This is a genomic window from Cupriavidus campinensis (assembly GCF_905397395.1).
Classification (GTDB): Bacteria; Pseudomonadota; Gammaproteobacteria; order Burkholderiales; family Burkholderiaceae; genus Cupriavidus; species Cupriavidus campinensis.
In genome coordinates, this window is sequence record NZ_CAJPVH010000034.1 from 20,216 (window position 1) to 41,435 (window position 21,220).

Annotated in this window: 21 protein-coding genes; 13 read left to right on the forward strand and 8 right to left on the reverse strand. The window is 65.6% G+C overall.

Annotated elements, in window-relative coordinates; all coding sequences use genetic code 11:
- Positions 1-11: 11 nt before the first annotated feature.
- From cysD to KHO18_RS18165, 4 genes are all read left to right on the forward strand, one after another.
- Positions 12-971: a sulfate adenylyltransferase subunit CysD gene (gene cysD, locus KHO18_RS18150; protein ID WP_144197898.1), complete on the forward strand. Its 960-nt coding sequence runs from the start codon at positions 12-14 to the stop codon at positions 969-971.
- 32 nt (positions 972-1,003) lie between these two features.
- Positions 1,004-2,308, forward strand: a complete 1,305-nt coding sequence (locus tag KHO18_RS18155) for a sulfate adenylyltransferase subunit 1 (protein WP_144197899.1) — start codon at positions 1,004-1,006, stop codon at positions 2,306-2,308.
- A gap of 39 nt (positions 2,309-2,347) precedes the next feature.
- A complete protein-coding gene (cobA, locus tag KHO18_RS18160) occupies positions 2,348-3,136 on the forward strand; it encodes a uroporphyrinogen-III C-methyltransferase (RefSeq protein WP_211943660.1) in 789 nt (262 codons plus the stop codon).
- A gap of 187 nt (positions 3,137-3,323) precedes the next feature.
- The gene (locus KHO18_RS18165) at positions 3,324-3,641 is read left to right on the forward strand and encodes a hypothetical protein (RefSeq protein ID WP_144197901.1); all 318 of its coding nucleotides are present in this window, start codon (positions 3,324-3,326) and stop codon (positions 3,639-3,641) included.
- Here KHO18_RS18165 and KHO18_RS18170 read toward each other — a convergent pair.
- Positions 3,634-5,034: an aminotransferase-like domain-containing protein gene (locus KHO18_RS18170; protein ID WP_144197902.1), complete on the reverse strand. Its 1,401-nt coding sequence runs from the start codon at positions 5,032-5,034 to the stop codon at positions 3,634-3,636. The genes KHO18_RS18165 and KHO18_RS18170 overlap by 8 nt on opposite strands.
- Positions 5,035-5,136: 102 nt before the next feature.
- On the opposite strand from KHO18_RS18170, the gene cyoA reads away from it, so the two are divergent.
- Genes cyoA through cyoD form a run of 4 tightly spaced genes read left to right on the forward strand, consistent with a single transcriptional unit; the run spans position 5,137 to position 9,135 of the window.
- Positions 5,137-6,129, forward strand: coding sequence for a ubiquinol oxidase subunit II (gene cyoA, locus KHO18_RS18175; RefSeq protein ID WP_211943661.1), 993 nt, complete (start codon positions 5,137-5,139; stop codon positions 6,127-6,129).
- 5 nt (positions 6,130-6,134) lie between these two features.
- Positions 6,135-8,111, forward strand: coding sequence for a cytochrome o ubiquinol oxidase subunit I (gene cyoB, locus KHO18_RS18180; protein WP_144197904.1), 1,977 nt, complete (start codon positions 6,135-6,137; stop codon positions 8,109-8,111).
- 2 nt (positions 8,112-8,113) lie between these two features.
- A complete protein-coding gene (gene cyoC / locus KHO18_RS18185) occupies positions 8,114-8,779 on the forward strand; it encodes a cytochrome o ubiquinol oxidase subunit III (protein WP_144197905.1) in 666 nt (221 codons plus the stop codon).
- A complete protein-coding gene (gene cyoD, locus KHO18_RS18190) occupies positions 8,779-9,135 on the forward strand; it encodes a cytochrome o ubiquinol oxidase subunit IV (RefSeq protein ID WP_144197906.1) in 357 nt (118 codons plus the stop codon). The genes cyoC and cyoD overlap by 1 nt, the downstream gene beginning before the upstream one ends.
- Before the next feature lie 52 nt (positions 9,136-9,187).
- On the opposite strand, the gene KHO18_RS18195 is transcribed toward cyoD, so the two are convergent.
- From KHO18_RS18195 to lptF, 3 genes are read right to left on the reverse strand one after another with little or no spacing between them, the layout of a single operon-like run.
- On the reverse strand, positions 9,188-9,595 hold the full coding sequence (locus tag KHO18_RS18195) for a sirohydrochlorin chelatase (protein WP_144197907.1): 408 nt from the start codon (positions 9,593-9,595) through the stop codon (positions 9,188-9,190).
- Between the two features lie 5 nt (positions 9,596-9,600).
- Positions 9,601-10,764, reverse strand: coding sequence for an LPS export ABC transporter permease LptG (gene lptG / locus KHO18_RS18200; protein ID WP_144197908.1), 1,164 nt, complete (start codon positions 10,762-10,764; stop codon positions 9,601-9,603).
- Positions 10,761-11,882, reverse strand: a complete 1,122-nt coding sequence (gene lptF, locus KHO18_RS18205; RefSeq protein WP_144197909.1) for an LPS export ABC transporter permease LptF — start codon at positions 11,880-11,882, stop codon at positions 10,761-10,763. The genes lptG and lptF overlap by 4 nt, the downstream gene beginning before the upstream one ends.
- A gap of 163 nt (positions 11,883-12,045) precedes the next feature.
- On the opposite strand from lptF, the gene KHO18_RS18210 reads away from it, so the two are divergent.
- The 3 genes from KHO18_RS18210 to KHO18_RS18220 are packed head-to-tail and all read left to right on the forward strand — an operon-like array spanning position 12,046 to position 14,525.
- Positions 12,046-13,575 carry a leucyl aminopeptidase gene (locus tag KHO18_RS18210; protein WP_144197910.1) on the forward strand — a complete coding sequence of 510 codons (1,530 nt, stop codon included), beginning with the start codon at positions 12,046-12,048 and terminating at the stop codon, positions 13,573-13,575.
- A 21-nt stretch (positions 13,576-13,596) separates the two neighbouring features.
- Positions 13,597-14,034, forward strand: coding sequence for a DNA polymerase III subunit chi (locus tag KHO18_RS18215; protein ID WP_144197911.1), 438 nt, complete (start codon positions 13,597-13,599; stop codon positions 14,032-14,034).
- Complete coding sequence (locus KHO18_RS18220) at positions 14,031-14,525, forward strand: hypothetical protein (protein ID WP_144197912.1); 495 nt, start codon at positions 14,031-14,033, stop codon at positions 14,523-14,525. The genes KHO18_RS18215 and KHO18_RS18220 overlap by 4 nt, the downstream gene beginning before the upstream one ends.
- Before the next feature lie 83 nt (positions 14,526-14,608).
- On the opposite strand, the gene ilvD is transcribed toward KHO18_RS18220, so the two are convergent.
- The gene (gene ilvD, locus KHO18_RS18225; protein WP_144197913.1) at positions 14,609-16,282 is read right to left on the reverse strand and encodes a dihydroxy-acid dehydratase; all 1,674 of its coding nucleotides are present in this window, start codon (positions 16,280-16,282) and stop codon (positions 14,609-14,611) included.
- Positions 16,283-16,447: 165 nt separating this feature from the next.
- Between ilvD and KHO18_RS18230 the strand changes: the two genes are divergently transcribed.
- Entirely contained in the window at positions 16,448-17,425 is a 978-nt protein-coding gene (locus KHO18_RS18230) for a LysR family transcriptional regulator (RefSeq protein WP_211943662.1), read from the forward strand.
- Between the two features lie 70 nt (positions 17,426-17,495).
- The gene (gene lgt / locus KHO18_RS18235; RefSeq protein WP_144197915.1) at positions 17,496-18,314 is read left to right on the forward strand and encodes a prolipoprotein diacylglyceryl transferase; all 819 of its coding nucleotides are present in this window, start codon (positions 17,496-17,498) and stop codon (positions 18,312-18,314) included.
- Between the two features lie 6 nt (positions 18,315-18,320).
- Here the strand turns inward: lgt and KHO18_RS18240 are convergent, their stop codons facing one another.
- From KHO18_RS18240 to KHO18_RS18250, 3 genes are all read right to left on the reverse strand, one after another.
- Entirely contained in the window at positions 18,321-19,340 is a 1,020-nt protein-coding gene (locus KHO18_RS18240) for a M48 family metallopeptidase (RefSeq protein ID WP_144197916.1), read from the reverse strand.
- Positions 19,341-19,360: 20 nt separating this feature from the next.
- Entirely contained in the window at positions 19,361-20,449 is a 1,089-nt protein-coding gene (locus tag KHO18_RS18245) for a YjgN family protein (RefSeq protein ID WP_211943663.1), read from the reverse strand.
- A gap of 530 nt (positions 20,450-20,979) precedes the next feature.
- Positions 20,980-21,144 (reverse strand): hypothetical protein, encoded by a 165-nt coding sequence (locus KHO18_RS18250; protein ID WP_186296835.1) that lies wholly within the window; start codon positions 21,142-21,144, stop codon positions 20,980-20,982.
- Between the last annotated feature and the right edge of the window lie 76 nt (positions 21,145-21,220).

Sequence of the window (21,220 nt, forward strand, 5' to 3'; positions counted from 1 at the left end):
CCGAGAACGACATGGGCATCATGAACGACATCGCAGAAGCAGGGGTTGAACACCTGCTCCAGGTCCAGAACGACCACCTCGACCGGCTGGAAGCCGAGTCGATCTACATCATCCGTGAAGTGGTGGCCGAGTGCCGCAACCCGGCGCTGCTGTTCTCCGGCGGCAAGGACTCGATCGTCATGCTGCACCTGGCGCTGAAGGCTTTCCGCCTGGGCGACCGCAAGGTGGAACTGCCGTTCCCGCTGGTGCACATCGACACCGGCCACAACTATCCGGAAGTGATCGCCTTCCGCGACCAGCGCGTGGCGGAATTGGGCGCGCGCCTGGTGGTGGGCCACGTCGAGGATTCGATCAAGCGCGGCACGGTGCGCCTGCGCAAGGAAACCGACTCGCGCAACGCGGCGCAGGCCGTGACGCTGCTGGAAACCATCGAGGCCCACAAGTACGACGCCCTGATGGGCGGCGCCCGCCGCGACGAAGAGAAGGCCCGCGCCAAGGAACGGATTTTCTCGTTCCGCGACGAGTTCGGCCAGTGGGACCCCAAGGCCCAGCGCCCCGAGCTGTGGAGCCTGTACAACGCCCGCATGGCGGCAGGCGAGCAGATGCGCGTGTTCCCGATCTCGAACTGGACCGAGCTGGACGTGTGGCAATACATCGCCCGGGAAAACCTGGCCCTGCCGCCGATCTACTACGCGCACCAGCGCGAAGTGGTGCGCAAGAACGGCCTGCTGGTGCCGGTGACGCCGATCACGCCTAAGCAGGATGGCGATGTGAGCGAGGTGCTGTCGGTACGCTTCCGGACCGTGGGCGACATCTCCTGCACCTGCCCGGTGGCCAGCACGGCCGCCAACCCGGTGGACATCATCGCCGAGACCGCGGTGACCGAGATCACCGAGCGCGGCGCCACCCGGATGGACGACCAGACCAGCGAGGCGTCGATGGAGCGCCGCAAGAAGGAAGGCTACTTCTAAGCCGCAGCCAAGGACCAGAGGGACCAAATATCATGACTCAACAAGCATTGCACCAGGGCCTGCTGCGCTTTATCACCGCGGGTTCCGTGGACGACGGCAAGAGCACGCTGATCGGCCGCCTGCTGTATGACAGCAAGGCCGTGCTCTCCGACCAGCTGACCGCGCTGGCCAACGCCAAGAACAAGCGCACCGCCGGCGAGCAGATCGATTTTTCGCTGCTGACCGACGGCCTGGAAGCCGAGCGCGAGCAGGGCATCACCATCGACGTGGCCTACCGCTACTTCTCCACCGCGCGCCGCAAGTTCATCATCGCCGACACGCCGGGCCACGAGCAGTACACCCGCAACATGGTGACCGGCGCCAGCACGGCGCACGCCGCCATCGTGCTGGTGGACGCCACGCGCGTGACCGTGCAGGACGGCCGGGCCGAACTGCTGGCGCAGACCAAGCGCCACTCGGCCATCCTGAAGCTGCTGGAGATCCAGCACGTGATCGTGGCCATCAACAAGATGGATCTGGTCGAGTTCAGCGAGCAGCGCTTCAACGAGATCCGCACCGCCTACACCGAACTGGCCGCCCAACTGGGCCTGAAGGATGTGCGATATGTGCCGGTATCGGCGCTCCGTGGTGACAACATCGTCCACGCCAGCGACGCCATGCCGTGGTATCAGGGCGAGCCGCTGCTGCCGCTGCTCGAGGCCCTCCCCGTGGAGGACCCGGCCCCCGAGGGCGATGCCGCGCTGCGCTTCCCGGTGCAGCTGGTGATCCGCCAGGACGGCGCCCAGTCGGACGATTTCCGGGGCTACGCAGGCCGCGTGGAAGCGGGCACCGTGCGCGTGGGCCAGAAGCTGCGCGTGCTGCCGGCCAACCGCGACGCCGTGGTGGCCGAGGTGCTGACGCCGAACGGCGCGGCGGACTCGGCCAACGCGGGCGACACCGTGACGGTGCGCCTGTCGGAAGACGTCGATGTATCACGCGGTGACATGTTCGTGGCTGCCGATGCTGCCTCGGTCTCGGCCAAGAAGTTGCAGGCCGACCTGTGCTGGTTCGACGACGAATCGCTGAACCCGGCCCGCAAGTACGTGCTCAAGCACACCACGGCCAGCGTGTTCGCGCGCGTGTCGGCGGTGGATCGCGTGCTGGACGTGCACACGCTGTCGCACGAGACCGGCCGCCACGACATCCGCCTGAACGACATCGGCTCGGTGCAGCTGTCGCTGCAGAAGCCGATCGTGTGCGACGTCTACGGCGATAATCCTGCGACGGGCGCGTTCGTGCTGATCGACGAGGCGACCAACCACACGGTGGCGGCGGGCATGATCCGTGCGTATAGCTGACATCGATATCGTCAGACGGCAAGTAGAACAGTGAGCGAGATGACCCCGCATCAAGACAAACGGACCGGACGCGTGACCCTGATTGGTGCAGGCCCCGGTGCGGCCGACCTCATTACGGTGCGTGGCGCACGCCTGCTGGGCGAGGCCCAGGTGGTGCTGCACGACGCGCTGGTGTCGCCCGAGATGCTGGCCTGGTGCCCCCAGGCGCAACTCGTGGAGGTGGGCAAGCGCTGCGGCCAGCGCAGCACCGCGCAGCTGTTCATCAATCGCCAGATCGTGGACCTGGCCACCAAGTACGAGCGCGTGGTCCGGCTCAAGGGCGGCGACCCGATGCTGTTCGGCCGCGCCGACGAGGAACTGCAGGCGCTGGAAGCGGCGGGCATCGAGTATGAGGTGGTGCCGGGCATCACGGCGGCGCTGGCGGCGGCTTCGGCCATCCGCAAGCCGCTGACCAAGCGCGGCGTCTCGCGCAGCGTGGCCTTCGCCACCCAGGCCAAGGCGGCCGATGCGGTGGACGTGGAAGCTGACGTCCGCGCCGACACCATCGTCTATTACATGGGCCGCGACCAGGCGGCCAACATCGCTGCCCAGCTGATTGCCCACGGCAAGCCGGCTTCGACGCCCGCGTGGGTGGTGGAAGCGGCCACCACCGCGAAACAGCGCAGCCACCAGTTCACGCTACGCCAGATGGCCGCTGGGGAGGCCGCAGCGTGGATGGACCCGGTGCAGCCGAGCCTGCTGATGATCGGCGAGGCCCTGGCGGACCGGGCGACGGAGGCGGTGGAAGAGGCTGGGCCGGACGGACATCATCACGAACGCGCCGCCTGAATTGGCGGGGGCGGATGAAAAAGGCCAGAGCGATGCTCTGGCCTTTTTTTGCTCATCGCCGATCACGAACCCAGTTTGCAAATCCGTACATCGACGCATAGTATACGGATATCGATATCTTGAATGCATACAAGATGATATGTTGTATGGATTCAGGCGGGCTCAGCCATCAAACTGGAGTGATGACGTGTTGTACCGTGGTACGAAGGATGAAACATTTGTGCGTCAGGCGCTTAGCCAGGCGGACTATTCCTGCGGTAGATGGATCGCAAACCAAAGGTTCTTCGACAAGCCAGAAGACTCGGAATTGGATCCGCAGGCGAAGGCGGCAATCATCATCGCCGTCGCCATTTACGTGGAAACTGCGCGCCTGGACCAGAACGAACTACAGGGCGCGCTGGCCCTGCGGACGGTAGGGGAGGCGCATCGGCTGATCGACAGACTCCATCCCCTCACGTTCGGAGGCTGGAACGGATTGAGCGGGCTGAGCCGGCGTCTCAAATGACCTGAAACGCGTCGCGCGCCGGCCTTCGCGCGAGAAGCCCTGACAGCTTCTTGAGCGCAAGCGACAACTGCCCGCGTTCGGCGACCCCCCCGAGTGAAATCCGGATGGCACCTGGCGTGGACGTGCCGTCCGCAAAGGCGTCGGCGCCCGTCACGCGGAGATCTTCTGCGCGCGCGGTCCGGGTGAAGTCTGCTGATGTCCAATAGCTCGGCAATGGATGCCAGATGTGAATCCCCAGGGCCGGATTGGCATCGAAGCCCGCCAACCATTGTCTGGCGATCTGCTGCCGCGCGTCAGCCTCCGCCCGAATGCCATCAAGGAGCGTCTTCGCGGCACCATCGAGGATCCACTGCGTGGCGAGTGCCGTCGCCAGCGGCGACGCCATCAGCGTGATGGCCCGGAGTGCGGTCAGCATCGCGTTCTGAACCGCCGGATCCTTCACGACAACATAGGCGGTTCGCAACCCTGGGCTCAGACACTTCGATAGTGTCGATACATAGGCGGTCTGCTGCGGAGCCAGTGTCGCGATGGGTGGGGGCGCGTCGGGCGTGAGCAGCCAGTAGGGGTCGTCTTCGATAATCAGGATGCCCTGCCGCTCAGCGATACGGGCGATGTCTCGACGCCGTGTCTCGGGCATCGTATGCGTCGTGGGGTTCTGTAGCGTTGGATTGAGGTAGACCAGCCGAACCCCTTCCGTCTGGCATGCCGCTTCAAGGCTGTCTGGGCGCATGCCGTCGCCATCGACCGCAATCGTGACGATTCGCCTTCCGAGTTGCGATGCGGCGGCCCGTACCCCGGGATAGATCAAGGGCTCGGCGGCAATGGCGCCGCCGTGTTCCGTGCCCGCCATGATCAGGGCTGCCAAAGCCGTCTGGGCGCCGGGGCATGCCACGACGTCGTCTTCGGCTACCGACCCCAGCATCGGCGCAAGCCAACGCGCGCCGGCGGACCGGTCGGTTGTGGTGCCGCCACCCAGGTGGTAGGTCATCAACAGTGCAGGATCCGCGCGCAGGGTGAGTTGCCCGATCCCCCGTCGCAGCATCTCGCCGACATCGATGCCGGGCGCCGGCGGCGGCACGTTCATGCTGAGATCCACGGCCTGGGACAACTCGTAAGCCGGTAGCGCGACGAACGTCCCTTGAGAGCCGCGGGCGACGGTAAGGCCGCGCCGGGCCGCCTCGTTCAGGCCACGGGTCACCGTCGTCAGGTCGACCTGGAACAGGGACGCGAGCTGTCTCTGCGAGGGCAGGCGGTCTCCTGGGGCAAGGCTGCCGTCTCGCATCGCCACCTCGATCAGGTCGGCGATCTGCAGGTATCGCGAACCGCCTCCTTCCCGAAGTGGCCGGGCCCAGTCGGGCCGGGCGGGTGCCTCGCTCGGGTGTTGTTTCGACATTAAAATCTCTTGTATGGGTGTTGTCTTACATTAGCATGCCTCGCGGTTCGGGTAAATCCATACAACACCGGATAACCCGTTTTTCTTGCGAAGGTGGTTGTTATGCATGTGTGTGTGGCCGATACGCGGCGCGTCCGTCGGCGAAAGTCCCCCCGTTTCCTTTCTCCTGTTCTCTGGCGTTGGCTGATCCTCGCCGCCCTCCCGCTAAGTCTGGCCGGTTGTTCGTGGGAACTGCTCAATCCCAGCGGGTCCATCGGCGTGCAAACGCGAAACCTGATCGTGCTGGCCACGGCGCTGATGCTGATGGTGGTGATCCCCGTGATCATCCTTACGCTGGTGTTTGCGTGGCGGTATCGCGAGGGCAATACCAAGGCCGAGTACGCGCCGCGCTGGTCGCATTCGACCCGAATTGAAGTGGTGGTGTGGGGTATCCCGTGCGTGATTGTGGCGCTGCTCGGCATCATCATCTGGGACACCACGCACAAGCTCGACCCGTTCCGCCCGATCGAATCGAAGGTGGCGCCGCTGGAAGTGGATGTGGTGGCGCTCGACTGGAAGTGGCTGTTCATCTATCCGCAATACGGCGTGGCGTCACTGAACGAACTGCCCGTGCCGGTGGGGACGCCGATCAACTTCCGCATCACGGCCGAATCGACCATGAACGCGCTGTTCATCCCGCGCCTGGGCAGCATGGTCTACGCCATGGCCGGCATGCAGACAAAGCTGCATCTGATTGCCGACGAGCCTGGCGTGTTCGATGGCCGCTCTGCCGCGTATAGCGGCTCCGGCTTCTCGGACATGCATTTCCGCACAGTGGCCACGTCGCGTGCCGAATTCGATGCATGGATCGAGCGTGCCCGGGCATCGGGCCACACGCTTGACGAACAGACCTACCGCAAGCTGGAGCAACCGAGCAGCAAGGACCCCGTCACGCTCTACGCCAAGGTGGACCCGCGTCTGTTCCAGGGCGTGGTGGACCAGTACATGGCCAGCAATGGCGAAATCTGCCGCGCTGACAGCCCGGTGACCATCAGCGCCATTGCCGGCGCCAACATGCCGCCGCTCCCGGCGCAGCAGCAGACCCTGGAGCGCTAATCATCATGCTTGGAAAACTCTCTCTCGACGCCATCCCCCTGCACGAGCCCATCATCATGGGCACGCTGGTGGTGGTGCTGCTGGGCGGCGCCGCGCTGTTAGGCGCCATCACGTACTACAACAAATGGTCCTACCTCTGGAAAGAGTGGATCTGCTCCGTCGACCACAAGCGCATCGGCGTGATGTACATCATCCTGGCGCTGGTCATGCTGCTGCGCGGCTTTGCGGATGCCATCATGATGCGCACCCAGCAGGCCATCGCCGTGGGTGAGGCAACCGGCTACCTGCCCCCGCATCACTACGACCAGATCTTTACCGCGCATGGCGTGATCATGATCTTCTTCGTGGCTACGCCGTTCATCCTCGGTTTGATGAACGTGATTGTGCCGCTGCAACTCGGCGCGCGCGACGTGGCGTTCCCGTTCGTCAACTCGCTGAGTTTCTGGATGTCGGCGATGGGCGCGGTGCTGGTCATGATGTCGATGTTCGTCGGCGATTTTGCGGCCACGGGGTGGGTCGCCTATCCGCCCTTGAGCGGGCTCGGCTACAGCCCCACGGTGGGCGTCGACTACTACATCTGGTCACTGCAGATATCGGGGCTAGGCACCACGCTGACCGGCATCAACTTCATCGTCACGATCCTGCGCATGCGCGCACCGGGCCTGAACCTCATGAAGATGCCGGTGTTCACGTGGACCGCGCTGATCACCAACATCCTGATTGTCGCCATCTTCCCGGTGCTGACCGCCACGCTGGCGCTGCTGGCCGCCGACCGCTACCTGGACATGCACTTCTTTACCAGCGAGCTTGGCGGCAACGCGATGATGTACGTGAACCTGATCTGGATCTGGGGCCACCCGGAGGTCTACGTGCTGATCCTGCCGTGCTTTGGCGCGTTCTCGGAGATCATCGCCACGTTCTCGCGCAAGCCGCTGTTTGGTTACTCGTCGATGGTGTACGCCACATCGTCGATCGGTGTCCTGTCGTTCTTCGTCTGGCTGCACCACTTCTTCACGATGGGCTCGGGCGCCAGCGTCAATGCCTTCTTCGGCATCATGACCTCGATCATCTCGATTCCGACCGGCGTGAAGCTGTTCAACTGGCTGTTCACGATGTACCGCGGACGCATCCGCTTCCATTCGTCGACGCTGTGGACAATTGGCTTCATGGTGACGTTTGCCGTGGGCGGCATGACCGGCGTGCTGCTGGCCGTGCCGGGCGCGGACTTCGTGCTGCACAACAGCCTGTTCCTGATTGCCCACTTCCATAACGTGATCATCGGCGGCGTGGTGTTTGGCTGCCTGGCCGCGATGACGTTCTGGTTCCCGAAAGTGTTCGGCTTCACGCTGAACGAGTTCTGGGGCAAGGTCGCGTTCTGGTGCTGGCTGATCGGCTTCTACCTGGCGTTCATGCCGCTGTACGCGCTGGGCCTGCAAGGCATGACGCGCCGCATGAACCACTACAACAACCCCGAATGGCAGCCGTACCTGATCGTTGCACTGGTGGGCGCGGTGGTCATCGGCTGCGGCATCCTGGCGATCCTGTGGCAGCTGTTCGTCAGCGTGCGCGACCGGAACGAGAACCGCGACCTGACCGGCGATCCATGGGATGGCCGGAGTCTGGAGTGGGCTACCGCCTCGCCGGCGCCGTTCTACAACTTCGCGCACGTACCGCACATCACGTCGCTGGAACAGCATTGGGATGACAAGGAAGCGGGCCGCGCCTACGTGGCGCCTGCCGCGTACGAAGACATCCATATGCCGCGCAATACGTCGGCGGGCTTCATCGTATCGGTGTTCGGGCTGGTGCTGTGCTTTGGCCTGGTCTGGCACATCTGGTGGATGGCGGGCTTTGGCCTGGCCGCGATGATCTGCACGTTCATCGCCCGCGCCTATGACCGTGACGTGGACTACTACGTCCCTGCCGCCGAAGTGGAGCGCATCGAGCGCGCCCGCTTTGCGCAACTGAAAGGGGCCAACTGATCATGACGACGACCTTGAAACTGCGCGCCGAGGCCGCGCAGGCACCGCATCACGAGACCCACGCCGCGCATGCGCATGACGACGACCACGCGCATCACGCCGAACAGGCGCAAACCAGCCTCAAGCTTGGCTTCTGGCTGTACCTGATGAGTGACTGCCTGATCTTCGCCTCGCTGTTCGCGACGTTTGGCGTGCTCGTCAATGGCACAGCCGGGGGCCCGACTGGACGCGAGCTGTTCGATCTGCGCTTTGTACTCGGCGAAACGATGCTGCTGCTGACCAGCAGCCTGACCTTCGGCGTGGCGATGCTGAAGGTACGGAACGGCAAGGGCAACCCCAACGAAGTCATCCGCTGGATGGTGCTGACATTCGCGCTCGGTGCCGCCTTCGTCGGCATGGAGATCTTCGAGTTTCACGAACTGCTGCACGAGGGCGCAGGCCCGAATCGCAGCGCCTATCTGTCGGCGTTCTTCATGCTCGTGGGCACGCACGGCCTGCACGTCAGCGCCGGGCTGCTCTGGATCATCGTGATGGTCAACCAGGTGCAGGTGTTCGGTCTCGATGGCATCGTGCGTCGCCGCCTGGCCTGCCTGAGCCTGTTCTGGCACTTCCTGGACCTGGTCTGGATTGGCGTTTTTACCATTGTCTACCTGCGGGAGTTCCTGTGATGGCCAACCAACCACATGCGCATGAGGATGACCATGGCAGCCTGCGCAGCCACCTGACCGGCTACGTACTCTCGCTGGTGCTGACGTTCATCTCGTTCGGTGCGGTCATGGGCAAGCTGTTGCCGCCGCGCGCCGGGCTGCTGATGATCGTGACGCTGTGTATCGTCCAGTTGCTGGTGCAGCTGGTGTTCTTCCTGCACCTTGGCCCGCGCAAGGGCCAACGTGGCAACACGGCTATCTTTGCGTGTACCGTGTTCCTGATCGCCATTGTCGTAGCGGGGTCGTTGTGGGTCATGCACAACGCCAACCTGAACATGATGCCGATGCAGTCGGTGCCTGTTGGCAGCAATCGATAGATTGCAGGCATCTGACACGTCCATCGGTGAAGCGGATGGACGTGTCTTCAGATCATTCCCCTATTGGCGACTGCCGCGATGGTGTTGTTGCCACCGCCCCCACGCAGTACGCCGCAATCGCGTCCAGCACGCTCTCGGCCTCGCCCACCGCCGCGGCGCAGCCAATCCGCATCGCCGGATATTGCGCCCGGCATTGGTCGATCAGCGCCGGCAAATCGCGGCGGATGTGGCCGCCCTGGCCGAAGAACACCGGTACGACGGTGACTTCCTCCACGCTCGCGCTGGCCAGTTCGCCCAGCGCCACGGGCAGCGACGGCTCCATCAGTTCCAGGAACGCCAGCCGCACGGCGGTGTCCGGCAGCACGGCGGTCAGCTTGGCCTGCAGGCGGTCGAACGGTTCGCGCCAGCGCGCGTCGCGCGCGCCGTGGGCGAAGAGGACCAGGCCGGTGGTGGCAGCCATGGCGGTCAATGCCGGTCCACCCAGCGCAGGGCGCTCAGCGCCAGTGCCAGGTAGAGCGTGCCGGGAACGAGCGCCGAGACGATCGGCGGCCAGGTGTGCAGCAGGCCGACGTGCGAGAACAGCGTGTTCGACAGGTGGAACGACAGCCCCAGCATGATGCCGCCGAACACCTTCACGCCCACCGCACCGGCACGCGCATGCAGGTACGCGAACGGCAGCGCCAGCGCCACCATCACGAACAGCGTCAGCGGATAGACCACCTTCTTCCAGAAGGCGATCTCGTAGCGCTGCGTGTCCTGCTTGTTGTCGCGCAGATGGCGGATATAGCGGAACAGGTCGAGCGTGGACATCCGCTCCGGCGTGACCAGCAGCACTGACAGGATCTGCGGCGTCAGCTCCGAATGCATCACCATGTTCGGGAACTTGGCCTGCTCGGCACGGAAGTCCGGTGCCAGGGCGTCGCGCTGGGCGCCGTCAGGGTGGGGCAGTTCGATGAAACGGGTCTCGTTGACGTCATTGAGCTGCCACGCCTGGCCGCCCTGATAGCGGCCTTCCTTGGCGACGCGGATCACGCGCAGGCGGTATTGCTGGTCGAATTCGTAGATGGTGATGCCGTTGATGCTCTGGTCCGGCTTCAGCCCCTGCACGTTGACGAAGCGGGTGACTTCGCCGCCCGCGCCCTCGGGCGTGGTGTCCTTGTCGCGATCCTTGACCCAGACACCGGAGCGGAAGCCCGCCGACACCGTGGCGCCAATCGCCTCCAGCTTCACCTTCTGGGCGTACTGCTCGGCCGCCGGGCCGATGAATTCGCCGAAGATGAAGGTGACGATGGCCAGCGGCACGGCCAGCTTGAACAGCGAGAACAGCGCCTGGCGCGTGTTCAGGCCGGCCACGCGGAAGATCGTGTATTCCGACTGGCTGGCCAGCTGCGAGAAGACGTAGATCGCGCTGATCAGCACCGCGATCGGCAGCACCTCGTACACCCGGGTGGGCGCTTCCAGCATGACGTGGAAGAACGCCACCAGCGAGGTGTAGCCGCCCTGCACGCTCTCCAGTTCATTGAGCAAGTCGAAGAACACGAACAGCGAGAGCACCGCGAACAGGATGAACGCGAACACGCCATAGATCAGGCGGCCGAAATACCGCTCGTAGACCTGGAGGACCCTCATGCCTGGCTCCCCTTGGTGTCCTTGCGGCGCAGACCGAAGACGGCGCGCCAGCCGCCCAGGCTGCGGTTCTGCCGGTATCGGAACATGCCCACGGCACCGAGGAAGGCCGCCAGGTGGATCGGCCAGATCGCCATCCAGAACGAAAGTGTCCCCGAGCGCACCCAGGCCTGCGCCAGGTTGATCATGTTGCTGTAGGTCAGGTAGATCAGCACGGCGAAGACGAGCGGCGTATAGCGGCCCAGGCGCGGGTTCACGTACGCAAGCGGGATGGCGATCATCACGAAATTGAAGGCGAGGATCGGCAGCGAGACACGCCAGAGCAGTTCGCCCAGGTTGTCACGGGTGGGATTGCGGATCAGGTCCAGCGTGTTGCGGGCCTTGGGCGGCACGTCGCTCTCGTTCTCGGGCGGCTTGTTGTCCACCTTGACGGCGTAGCGGTCGAATTCCAGGATGCGGTAGTCGAGCTGGCCCGGCGTGCCGGCGTAGCGCCGGCCGTGTTCCATCACCACCAGACGGTCGCCGTTCGGCATGGTCTGGAACTGGCCCTGGTGGGACAGCGCCACGCCGATCTTGCCTGCCTCGGCATTGGCCACGAAGACGTTGCGCGCGTACTTCATGTCCGCGTCGATACCCTCGATGAACAGTACGTAGTTGCCGTTGGCCGGCTCGATGAAACGGCCCGAGGCGATCATCGACAGCACGCCGCGCTGCTGGAAGCGGTCGCGGAACAGGCTGCTCTGCTGGTTGGCCCACGGCCACGCGAACATGCCCAGCAGCAGCGCCATGACAAAGAACGGCGCGGCGAACTGGAGCACCGGCTTGATCAGGTCGCGCAGGGAGATACCGGCCGAGAACCACACCACCATCTCGGAGTCCTTGTACCAGCGGGTCAGGACGATCAGCGTGGAGATGAACAGCGTGGCCGACAGCAGGATCGAGAGGTAGCCGATCGTGGCCAGGCCGATCAGCATCAGCACGTCGTTGGGGCTGGCCTTGCCATTGGCGGCCATCCCCAGGATGCGGATCACGAGCGACGTGAGCATGAAAGTCAGCATCACCAGGAACACCGCGCCGGCGGTGTAGGCGAGCTCGCGTCGCAGGGCTTGTTGAAAGATCATGCGGAATCGCTTCCGGCTGCCGGCCGGAGCGGGCGATGTACCGGGGGCCGAGGGACTGGCAGGACCGCGGGCTGTCAGCGTGGCGGATCGGCGGCGGCAGATCGCGGATGAAAATCGCGGATAATGGGGCCTTTCTTTTCGACGAGCCCCTGAAGGAAGCGCGATGGAATTTAGCACAAAAGCCCTGGATTGGAGCAAAGCCGGCCAAAATGGTTTCCTGGCCACGAAGACCGACTGCCTGGTGGTTGGCCTGTTCGAGGGCCAGAGCCTGGCGGGCGTGGCCAAGGCCCTGGATGTCGCCACCAAGGGGCTGGTGGCGCGTCTGGTCAAGCAGGGCGACTTCGAAGGCAAGCGCGGCACCCAGCTGATGCTGCACGAAGTGGCCGGGATTGGCGCCGCCCGCGTGCTGCTGGTGGGCCTGGGCAAGGAAGCCGAGTTCTCGGACAAGGCCTTCGTGGAGGCCGTGCGTACCGCCGTGCGTGCGCTGTCCGGCACGCGTGCCGCGTCCGCCCTCTGGTGCCTGGCCCAGCAGCCGCCGGCCCAGCGCGACGTGGCCTGGGCCGTGATCACCACCATCACACTGGTACGTGACGCCGGCTACCGCCTGCTGGAGCGCCATCCGGAACTCAAGCGCCCGCCCAAGGGCGTGGGCGCCGACAAGCCGTCGCTGCGCAAGATCGTGCTGGCCGTGGACGCCGCCGACGCCAAGCAGGCCACCCAGGCCGTGGTGCGCGGCACCGCCATCGCCAACGGCATGGAGCTGACCCGCGACCTCGGCAACCTGCCGTCCAACATCTGCACCCCGACCTACCTGGCCAATACCGCCCGGGCCATGGCCAAGCGCCACAAGCTCAAGGCGGAGATCCTGGGCCGCAAGCAGATCGAGGCCCTGAACATGGGCGCCTTCCTGGCCGTGACCAAGGGCAGCGTCGAGCCGCCGCAGTTCATCGTGCTGCGCTACGACGGCGCCGCCGCCAAGCAGGCCCCGGTGGTGCTGGTGGGCAAGGGCATCACCTTCGATACCGGCGGCATCTCGCTGAAGCCGGGCGAGGGCATGGACGAGATGAAGTACGACATGTGCGGCGCCGCCTCGGTGCTCGGCACGATCCAGGCCGTGGCCGAAATGGGCCTGAAGATCAACGTCGTGGCCGTGGTGCCGAGCTGCGAGAACATGCCCAGCGGCATCGCCACCAAGCCGGGCGACGTGGTGACGAGCATGTCCGGCCAGACGATCGAGATCCTGAACACGGACGCCGAAGGCCGCCTGATCCTGTGCGATGCGCTGACCTACGTGGAACGCTTCAAGCCCGCCGCCGTGGTGGACGTGGCCACGCTGACCGGCGCCTGCATCATCGCGCTCGGCCACGTGAACAGCGGCCTCTACGCCCGTAACGACCTGCTGGCCGACCAGCTGCTCGACGCCGGCCGCAAGGCCATGGACACCGCCTGGCGCATGCCGCTGGACGATGACTACCAGGACCAGCTCAAGTCGAACTTCGCCGACATGGCCAATATCGGCGGCCGCCCGGCGGGCAGCGTCACGGCGGCCTGTTTCCTGGCGCGCTACACGGAAAAGTACGACTGGGCCCACCTGGACATCGCCGGCACGGCCTGGAAGAGCGGGGCGGCCAAGGGCGCCACCGGTCGTCCGGTACCGCTGCTGACGCAGTTCCTGATGGATCGCGCGTCGTAATCGACGAAAAAGGTAGCCGGGATGACGCGCATCGACTTCCACAGCAACGTGCCGGACTCGCTGGCCTACGTCTGCCGCCTGGTTCGCAAGGCGTACGGGGCGGGCCAGAAGGTGGTGGTATACGGCACGGCGCATCAGCTGACGCAGCTCGATGCGCGACTGTGGACGTTCTCGCCGCTCGACTTCCTGCCGCATTGCGGGCTGGACAGCCCCAACGTGGCGGTGACGCCGATCATCCTGGCCGCCACGCTCGAGGGCGTGCCGCATCACCAGATCCTCGTCAACCTGTCACCCGAGGCGCCGGCGCAGTTCGCCAGCTTCGAGCGGCTGATCGAGGTAGTGGGGGCCGGCGAGGCCGAACGCGCCGCCGGGCGCGACCGTTACCGTTTCTACCGTGAGCGCGGCTATCCGCTCACGCACCACGACATTGGCCAGTCCGCCAAGGGAGAATCCGCATGAGTGAACGTACCACCTCGCGGGTTATTCCGCGGCTGGGCCCGAACGACAGCGTGCCGTTGCTGACGGAAGTCGTGGACCTGCCCGACCTGCCGGAGACCGCCTTCGCGCCGCCGGGGCCCGCCTCGGCAGGCGTCGGCACGGTCATCGACACGGCAAACATGCCCGAGTCGGGGCTGGTGTCGTCAGTGGGGGATACCGAGGGTGGGGTGGAGGACGATCCGGAAGCGCCGATGATCGACCCGGTGCCCTTCCTGCCAGGCGAGGATGACCTGCGCGCGGTGCGCTCGGAATTGCTGACGCGCGTGATGATGCGTTTCCGCACCGAGTGGCCGCAGGTGGTGGAAGCCCATACCGAAGCCACGCTGCAATCGCGGCTGGCGCCGCTGACCGCGCAACTGGCCAGCGAGCTGACGCAGGCGCTGGAGGCGAGGCTGGTGGAATGGCTGGATGCGACGCTCGAGGAGATCGAGCGCGATCCGGGCGGGATGTAGCAGCGAAAGCAGAGAAAGCAGGGAATTTTCCCCTCTCCCGCAGGCGGCAGAGGGGAGAGGGGAGTCGGAGACCCCAAACAGGGTCAGTCCGTCACGGCGCCCTTGCTGGCCGTCGAGGCCAGTTTCGAGAACTTCGCCAGCACGCCACGCGTGTAGCGCGGCGCCGGCTGCTGCCACGTGGCGCGGCGCTTGGCCAGTTCCTCATCGGACACGTTCAGTTGCAGCTTCAGCTGGTGCGCGTCGATCGTGATCGAATCGCCTTCCTTCACCAGTGCGATGGTGCCGCCCACGAACGCCTCGGGCGCCACGTGACCCACCACCATGCCCCAGGTACCGCCCGAGAACCGGCCGTCGGTAATGAAGCCCACCGACTCGCCCAGCCCCTTGCCGATGATGGCCGAGGTCGGCGCCAGCATTTCCGGCATGCCCGGGCCGCCCTTCGGGCCCAGGTAGCGCAGCACCAGGATGTCGCCGGCGTTGATCTTGTCGGCCAGGATGGCGTCCATCGCGCTCTGCTCGTCCTCGAACACGCGCGCCGGGCCGGTGATGACCGGGTTCTTCAGGCCGGTGATCTTGGCCACCGCGCCTTCTTCGGCCAGGTTGCCCTTCAGGATGGCCAGGTGGCCCTGCTCGTACAGCGCCTTGTCGAGCGGCAGGATCACGTCCTGGTCTGCGCGCGGCTGGTCGGGCACGCCTTCCAGTTCCTCGGCCAGCGTGCGGCCGGTGATGGTCAGGCAGTCGCCATGCAGCAGGCCGGCGTTCAGCAGCAGCTTCATGACCTGCGGAATGCCGCCCGCGCGGTGCAGGTCGGTGGCCACGTACTGGCCCGACGGCTTCAGGTTGCAGATCACCGGCACGCGGCGGCGGATGCGCTCGAAGTCGTCGATGGTCCACTCCACCTCGGCCGAGTGCGCGATGGCCAGGTAGTGCAGCACCGCGTTGGTCGAGCCGCCCGTGGCCATGATCAGCGTCACGGCGTTCTCGATCGACTTGCGCGTGATGATGTCGCGCGGCTTGATGTCCTTCTTGATCGCTTCTACCAGCACGCGCGCCGATTCCGCGGCGCTGTCCACCTTTTCCTGGTCCGGGTTGGCCATCGTCGACGAGTACAGCAGGGACATGCCCAGCGCCTCGAACGACGAGCTCATGGTGTTGGCCGTGTACATGCCGCCGCACGAACCCGTGGACGGGCAGGCGTTCTTCTCCACGCCCTCGAAGTCTTCCTGGCTCATGCGGCCGGCGGTGAACTCGCCCACGGCCTCGAACGACGACACGATGGTCAGGTCCTTGCCCTTCCAGTTGCCCGGCTTGATGGTGCCGCCGTAGACGTAGATGCCCGGCACGTTGGTGCGCGCCAGCGCGATCATGCCGCCCGGCATGTTCTTGTCGCAGCCGCCAATCACCACCACGCCGTCCATCCATTGGCCCTGGGCCGCGGTCTCGATACAGTCAGCGATCACTTCGCGCGAGATCAGCGAGTACTTCATGCCCTCGGTGCCCATCGACATGCCGTCCGAGATGGTCGGCGTGCCGAAGATCTGCGGGTTGGCGTCGGACGCCTTGATGGCTTCCACGGCCGCATCGGCCAGGCGCTGCAGGCCGGCGTTGCAGGGGGTGATGGTCGAATGGCCATTGGCGATGCCCACCATCGGCTTGTCGAAGTCTTCCTTCTGGTAGCCGAGCGCGTAGTACATCGAACGATTGGGGGAGCGCGCCACGCCTTGCGTGATGTGCTTCGAGCGTTTGTTGAATGCCATGGTGGGGGTCTCTCCGGGGAGTTTGCGGCGGGCTCGGACGTGGGCCATGCCACGGCCTGCCGTGTTTGTGGCCTGAAGGATGCCGCCTGCGTAGTATCATGTCAAATATATTATTTGACATGTATTGAGTCGAAAAACATATCACAGCGACGAACGGGAGCGTGCGTGGACCTGCGGCAACTGCGGTACTTCGTGACAGTGGCGGAAGAGCTACATTTCGGCCGCGCGGCACGGCGGCTGGCCATGACCCAGCCGCCGCTCTCGCAACAGATCCAGGCGCTGGAGGAGGAGATCGGCGTGCAGTTGTTCGCGCGCACGCGCCGGTCCGTGATGCTGACGCCCACCGGCCAGCAGTGGCTGCCCGAGGTGCGTCGCGTGCTGGCCGATGCCGCCGCGCTGCCGGGGCTGGCCCAGCGGCTGGCGCGGGGCGAGGTGGGCTCGCTGGCGCTGGCCTTCGTCAGCACGGCCGACTACGGCATCCTGCCCGAGCTGCTGCGGCATTTCCGCGCACGGCACCCCGAGGTGCAACTGCAACTGCGCGAAGCCACCAGCGACGTCCAGCTGGAGGCGCTGGCCGAGGGTGGCATCGACGCGGGCCTCGTCATCCGTCCGCAACTGGCCGTGATGCCGCACGGGCTCTCATACCTGCCGCTGGTGCGCGAGCCGCTGGTGCTGGCCGTGCCCGATGGCTGGCGGCCCGCCAGCCTCGCCGCCGATGCCCCCGCGCCGACCGAAATCGCCCTGCGCGACGCCGCGCACGAGCCGCTGATCATCTTCCCGCGTCGTAGCGCGCCGGCGTTTTATGACATCATTACGGGCTACTATGCGCGGGACGGCCTGACGCCGGCGATTGCCCAGGAGGCTATCCAGATGCAGACCATCGTGAGCCTGGTGTCAGCAGGGATGGGCGTGGCGCTGGTGCCCGCATCGCTGTGCAACCTGCGGCGCACGGGCGTGTCCTACCTGACGCTGCGCGATGCCGGCTCGCTGATCGAGACCGGCCTGGTCTGGCGCGAAGGCGCCGCCGGGCCCTCGGCCGGGCAATCGGGGATGGCGCCGGTGCTGCGGTCGTTCATCGACATCGCAGCCGGGCTGGCCACCGCCATCGGCCTGTCGCAGGACGATGGTATCAAGGCAGCATGACCCAGACGGCATTACCCCAGAACCGGCGCGCCGCGCATCCGCACACTATATAAATACCCTCTCCTCCGCCATGCTCGTTCATCCGCAATTCGACCCGGTCGCGATTCACCTGGGCCCGCTGGCCATCCGCTGGTACGGCCTGATGTACCTGGCCGGCTTCATCATGTTCCTGTGGTTCGGCCGCCTGCGCGTGCGCCAGCCGCATATCGCTGCGCGCGGCTGGGCCACGCGCGACCTCGACGACATGCTGTTCTACGGCGTGCTCGGCGTGATCCTGGGCGGGCGTCTGGGCTATGTGCTGTTCTACAAGCCCACCTACTACCTCACGCATCCGCTCGAGATCTTCAAGGTCTGGGAGGGCGGCATGGCGTTCCACGGCGGCTTCCTCGGCGTGGTCGTGGCGATGTGGGTGTTCGGCAAGGTACGGCGCCGGCACTGGCTGGAAGTGACCGATTTCATCGCGCCGATGATCCCGTGCGGGCTGGCCGCCGGCCGCATCGGCAACTTCATCAATGGCGAACTCTGGGGCCGTCCGACTGACCTGCCGTGGGGGATGATCTTCCCGCAGGCCGGCGACAACATCCCGCGCCATCCGTCGCAGCTTTACCAGTTCGCCCTGGAAGGCGTGGCGCTGTTCATCATCCTGTGGCTGTTCTCGCGCAAGCCGCGCCCGATGGGGGCGGTGTCCGGCGCGTTCCTGATCGGCTACGGCGGCTTCCGCTTCCTGGCCGAGTTCGCGCGCGAGCCCGACACCTTCCTCGGCCTGCTGGCGCTGAATTTCTCGATGGGCCAGTGGCTGAGCCTGCCGATGGTGCTGGCTGGCGTGCTGATGATGGTCTGGGCCTACCGGCGCCAGGGCAACGGCGCCGCTGCCGGCGCGGCGCGCTGATCGCCGTCAGTTCCCGGCGCCCCGGATGGCCTCGATCCGCTCGCGCGTGAGCGGGTGGGTCGAGAAGAAGCTGGCATCGTCCTCGGACTTGTCCGAAGGCTTGCCACCATGGGCGCCTTCCAGCCTGGCCAGCACATCGGCAAGGGCGGAGACCGGCAAGCGGTTCCGCCGCATCACCTCCACCGCGTAGGCGTCCGCCTCGCGCTCATGGTCACGGGAATAGCGCATGGTCAGCATCGCGGCCGGCACCGTGGCGAGCACCGTCGAAAAATCCCCGAAGAAGTACGCCGCCAGCGCGCCCACGGCCGATGCCTGGATCACCTGCTGCAGGCCGTGGCGCTGCGCCACGTGGCCGGCCTCGTGCGCCAGCACGCCCATCATGCCGGCGCCGGTGCCGATCAGGGCCACCAGTTCGTCCGTGACCACGATGGTGCCGCCCGGCAGGGCCAGCGCGTTCGCGCCGAGCCGGCCGCCATGGCGGAACAGCAGTTGGTAGGCGTGGTCCGGATCGTCGGGGCGGCGTAGCGCGGCGAAGTTGTCGCGAATCCGCTGCTGGTCGGCGGCGGGCAGCTGGCTTGGTGTCACGAGGCCGTGGTCGAGGCTGTCGAGCGTGGCCTGGCCCAGTTGCGCCTCGATGGACGCCGGCACGGTTGCCGCCAGCAGGCCGGCGCTCCACGGCAGCAGGTAGAAATAGGCGGCCAGCACGAAGGCTACTATCCCCAGCAGCGCGAGCCCCGTGAGCCGCCAGCTGTTCTGCGCGCGCGACACCCAGCCCTCGCGGTGGCCGGTGCTGGCCAGCATGGCCTCGAAGGTGGCGTGGTCGGCCACCTCGCAGTACGCGCCGTCATCGAAGGTCACCAGGCGCGGCGCCCGCTTGTTGCGCTCGGACACCCGCAGCGAGGCCAGCGGCGCGCGGCGCACCTCCTCGCCCGCGGCATCGTGCAGGATGGCCTGCCCGCCCTGCACGATCAGCACGACGGGATGGGCGCGCGACGAGCGCGTGTCGAAATACCGGGCCGCTACCATGGCATTGCTCCGGGCGGCGCTCAGAGCGCGATGTCGATGTCGTACCAGTCCACGGCGGCGTCGCCCAGCGCGCTGACCTGCTCGGCTTCACCGGCCACGAAGGCGTCCAGCGGCCCGGCGGCGAACATCGTCACCGATTCCACGCGGTAGCGGGTGGAGCGGACTTTCGCGAAAGGCAGGAACAGGCCGCAGGTGAGGGCGATGGCGATCCAGTTCGTGAGGGTGATGAAGATCATGCGGCCCGCGCCCACGCGGCTCTCGAAGCGGTGCGGGGCCAGTGTGGTGTGGCTCCAGACCAGGTTCTGGAGCTTGGCCGTGAAGTAGGGGCCGGTCAGCATGAGGCCGAAGTAGGTGAACGCGACCGTTCCGCCGAGCACGATTGCCACGCCGCCTTTCGTACCGGCGCCGGCCGGGATGGCGATAGCGCTGAGCACGGCGCCCACGATCATGAACAGCGCCGTCACCATGCCGGTACGCAGGTACACGCCATAGAAGTGACTGGACGTTGCATCGAACGCGAACGGTGCCGTGCCAAAGCGCGTGTGATTGTGCTGGTAGTGCTTGAAGCGCTGGTGCGCCAGCGGCGCCAGCAGGCCGAGCGTCAGCATCGACAGGATCGGCCACAGCAGGAACACCTTGTAGGCTTCCCTGTCGCCGCCGGTGAAGGCGAAGCGCAGTCCACGATAGCTCGAATTCGCCATGCGGAAGCGCAGCGAGCGCACCAGCAGAAACGGCCACACTGCGCCAAAGACCACGGCGAACACCAGCGGCAGCGCCGGGCTCACCGCGCCGCTGAACTGGACCACCATGGCCAGCACCAGCACGATGGCGCGGCCCTTGAGGATCGCACCCGGCTTGCCGTGGTAGTCGAACGCGGCGTCATCGAGCCGCGTGTTGCGGTAGAAATACTGGAGCGTGCGGACCTTGGCCCAGGCGGAGTAGATGCCGAGCGTGAGCACCGTGAGCAGCGCGTTGACGATCCAGATACGGAAGTATTCCGAGCCCGATCCGGTGAACGAGAGCCGCAGCGGTGTCGGCGGCGGGGGGGTATGCCCCAGATCCGATGATCCCGCACCGATGAAGTGCTCGCCCTTGTGATCCCATGCCATGTTTGACCTCCCTGGTCGTCGGGGCGTTGTGGATCGGCATTATGGCGCCCACCGCCCTCGTTTCATATTTGCAACCGATTTGCCCAGGCCTTTCGTGCGCCAGGCGGCACATTGTGGCACTGCGGTGAACGCTTTCCATCACAAAACGTGGGAATAGACGCGTCAGAGACTGTGGGTTCGCCAACGGCTCTCGTAACGACGAAGAAACATCCTGTTACATGCTCCATGAAATGTAACAAGTCGCCAATCGTCCACCTCAATAAAATCAATGACTTGGCGTGGATGGCACGGTATTCGCTTCATGACTTGTTACAAGAAGACGGGCGGCATGGCGAAGCTGCCCGCGGCGATGGACCGAGGGAGGACATCGACCGGATGACACGCCACGCAGCAGAAAAGCAACGGGAAAGTCCGCGTCCCAACGGGGCGCTTCAGCGGGGGCAGGCGCGGGCCAGCGCCAGGTAGCAATTCTGGTCCACGCACGTCGGCATGAATGCCGGCAAGCGATGAGATGTCCGACGGCGGTTCTTTCAGGCGCGGACGATTTCCCCGGCAGGGAGGCCTGGGGAGATCGTCCGCCGCACCTCTTTGTGCTCCCCGAATGCCTGCAATTTTTTCTGCAAAAACGCCTGGCGAGGCTTGCGCGCCACGCCTTCTGCCGCTTTCCGCAATGCAGCATCGAAACCGCTTGCCACGCTGCCGGCGCTCTCCATAATTATGAATTATTGCGGCGCATACGCCGCGTGAGCAGTCTTCCCGGCATCCGGGACC

What these genes read in the sequence shown, in the direction of transcription:
- cysD (WP_144197898.1), top strand. Translation starts at nt 12, where the DNA reads ATGGGCATCATGAACGACATCGCAGAAGCAGGGGTTGAACACCTGCTC.
- KHO18_RS18155 (WP_144197899.1), top strand. Translation starts at nt 1,004, where the DNA reads ATGACTCAACAAGCATTGCACCAGGGCCTGCTGCGCTTTATCACCGCG.
- cobA (WP_211943660.1), top strand. Translation starts at nt 2,348, where the DNA reads ATGACCCCGCATCAAGACAAACGGACCGGACGCGTGACCCTGATTGGT.
- KHO18_RS18170 (WP_144197902.1), bottom strand. Translation starts at nt 5,034, where the DNA reads ATGTCGAAACAACACCCGAGCGAGGCACCCGCCCGGCCCGACTGGGCC.
- cyoA (WP_211943661.1), top strand. Translation starts at nt 5,137, where the DNA reads ATGCATGTGTGTGTGGCCGATACGCGGCGCGTCCGTCGGCGAAAGTCC.
- cyoB (WP_144197904.1), top strand. Translation starts at nt 6,135, where the DNA reads ATGCTTGGAAAACTCTCTCTCGACGCCATCCCCCTGCACGAGCCCATC.
- cyoC (WP_144197905.1), top strand. Translation starts at nt 8,114, where the DNA reads ATGACGACGACCTTGAAACTGCGCGCCGAGGCCGCGCAGGCACCGCAT.
- cyoD (WP_144197906.1), top strand. Translation starts at nt 8,779, where the DNA reads ATGGCCAACCAACCACATGCGCATGAGGATGACCATGGCAGCCTGCGC.
- KHO18_RS18195 (WP_144197907.1), bottom strand. Translation starts at nt 9,595, where the DNA reads ATGGCTGCCACCACCGGCCTGGTCCTCTTCGCCCACGGCGCGCGCGAC.
- lptG (WP_144197908.1), bottom strand. Translation starts at nt 10,764, where the DNA reads ATGAGGGTCCTCCAGGTCTACGAGCGGTATTTCGGCCGCCTGATCTAT.
- lptF (WP_144197909.1), bottom strand. Translation starts at nt 11,882, where the DNA reads ATGATCTTTCAACAAGCCCTGCGACGCGAGCTCGCCTACACCGCCGGC.
- KHO18_RS18210 (WP_144197910.1), top strand. Translation starts at nt 12,046, where the DNA reads ATGGAATTTAGCACAAAAGCCCTGGATTGGAGCAAAGCCGGCCAAAAT.
- KHO18_RS18215 (WP_144197911.1), top strand. Translation starts at nt 13,597, where the DNA reads ATGACGCGCATCGACTTCCACAGCAACGTGCCGGACTCGCTGGCCTAC.
- KHO18_RS18220 (WP_144197912.1), top strand. Translation starts at nt 14,031, where the DNA reads ATGAGTGAACGTACCACCTCGCGGGTTATTCCGCGGCTGGGCCCGAAC.
- ilvD (WP_144197913.1), bottom strand. Translation starts at nt 16,282, where the DNA reads ATGGCATTCAACAAACGCTCGAAGCACATCACGCAAGGCGTGGCGCGC.
- lgt (WP_144197915.1), top strand. Translation starts at nt 17,496, where the DNA reads ATGCTCGTTCATCCGCAATTCGACCCGGTCGCGATTCACCTGGGCCCG.
- KHO18_RS18240 (WP_144197916.1), bottom strand. Translation starts at nt 19,340, where the DNA reads ATGGTAGCGGCCCGGTATTTCGACACGCGCTCGTCGCGCGCCCATCCC.
- KHO18_RS18245 (WP_211943663.1), bottom strand. Translation starts at nt 20,449, where the DNA reads ATGGCATGGGATCACAAGGGCGAGCACTTCATCGGTGCGGGATCATCG.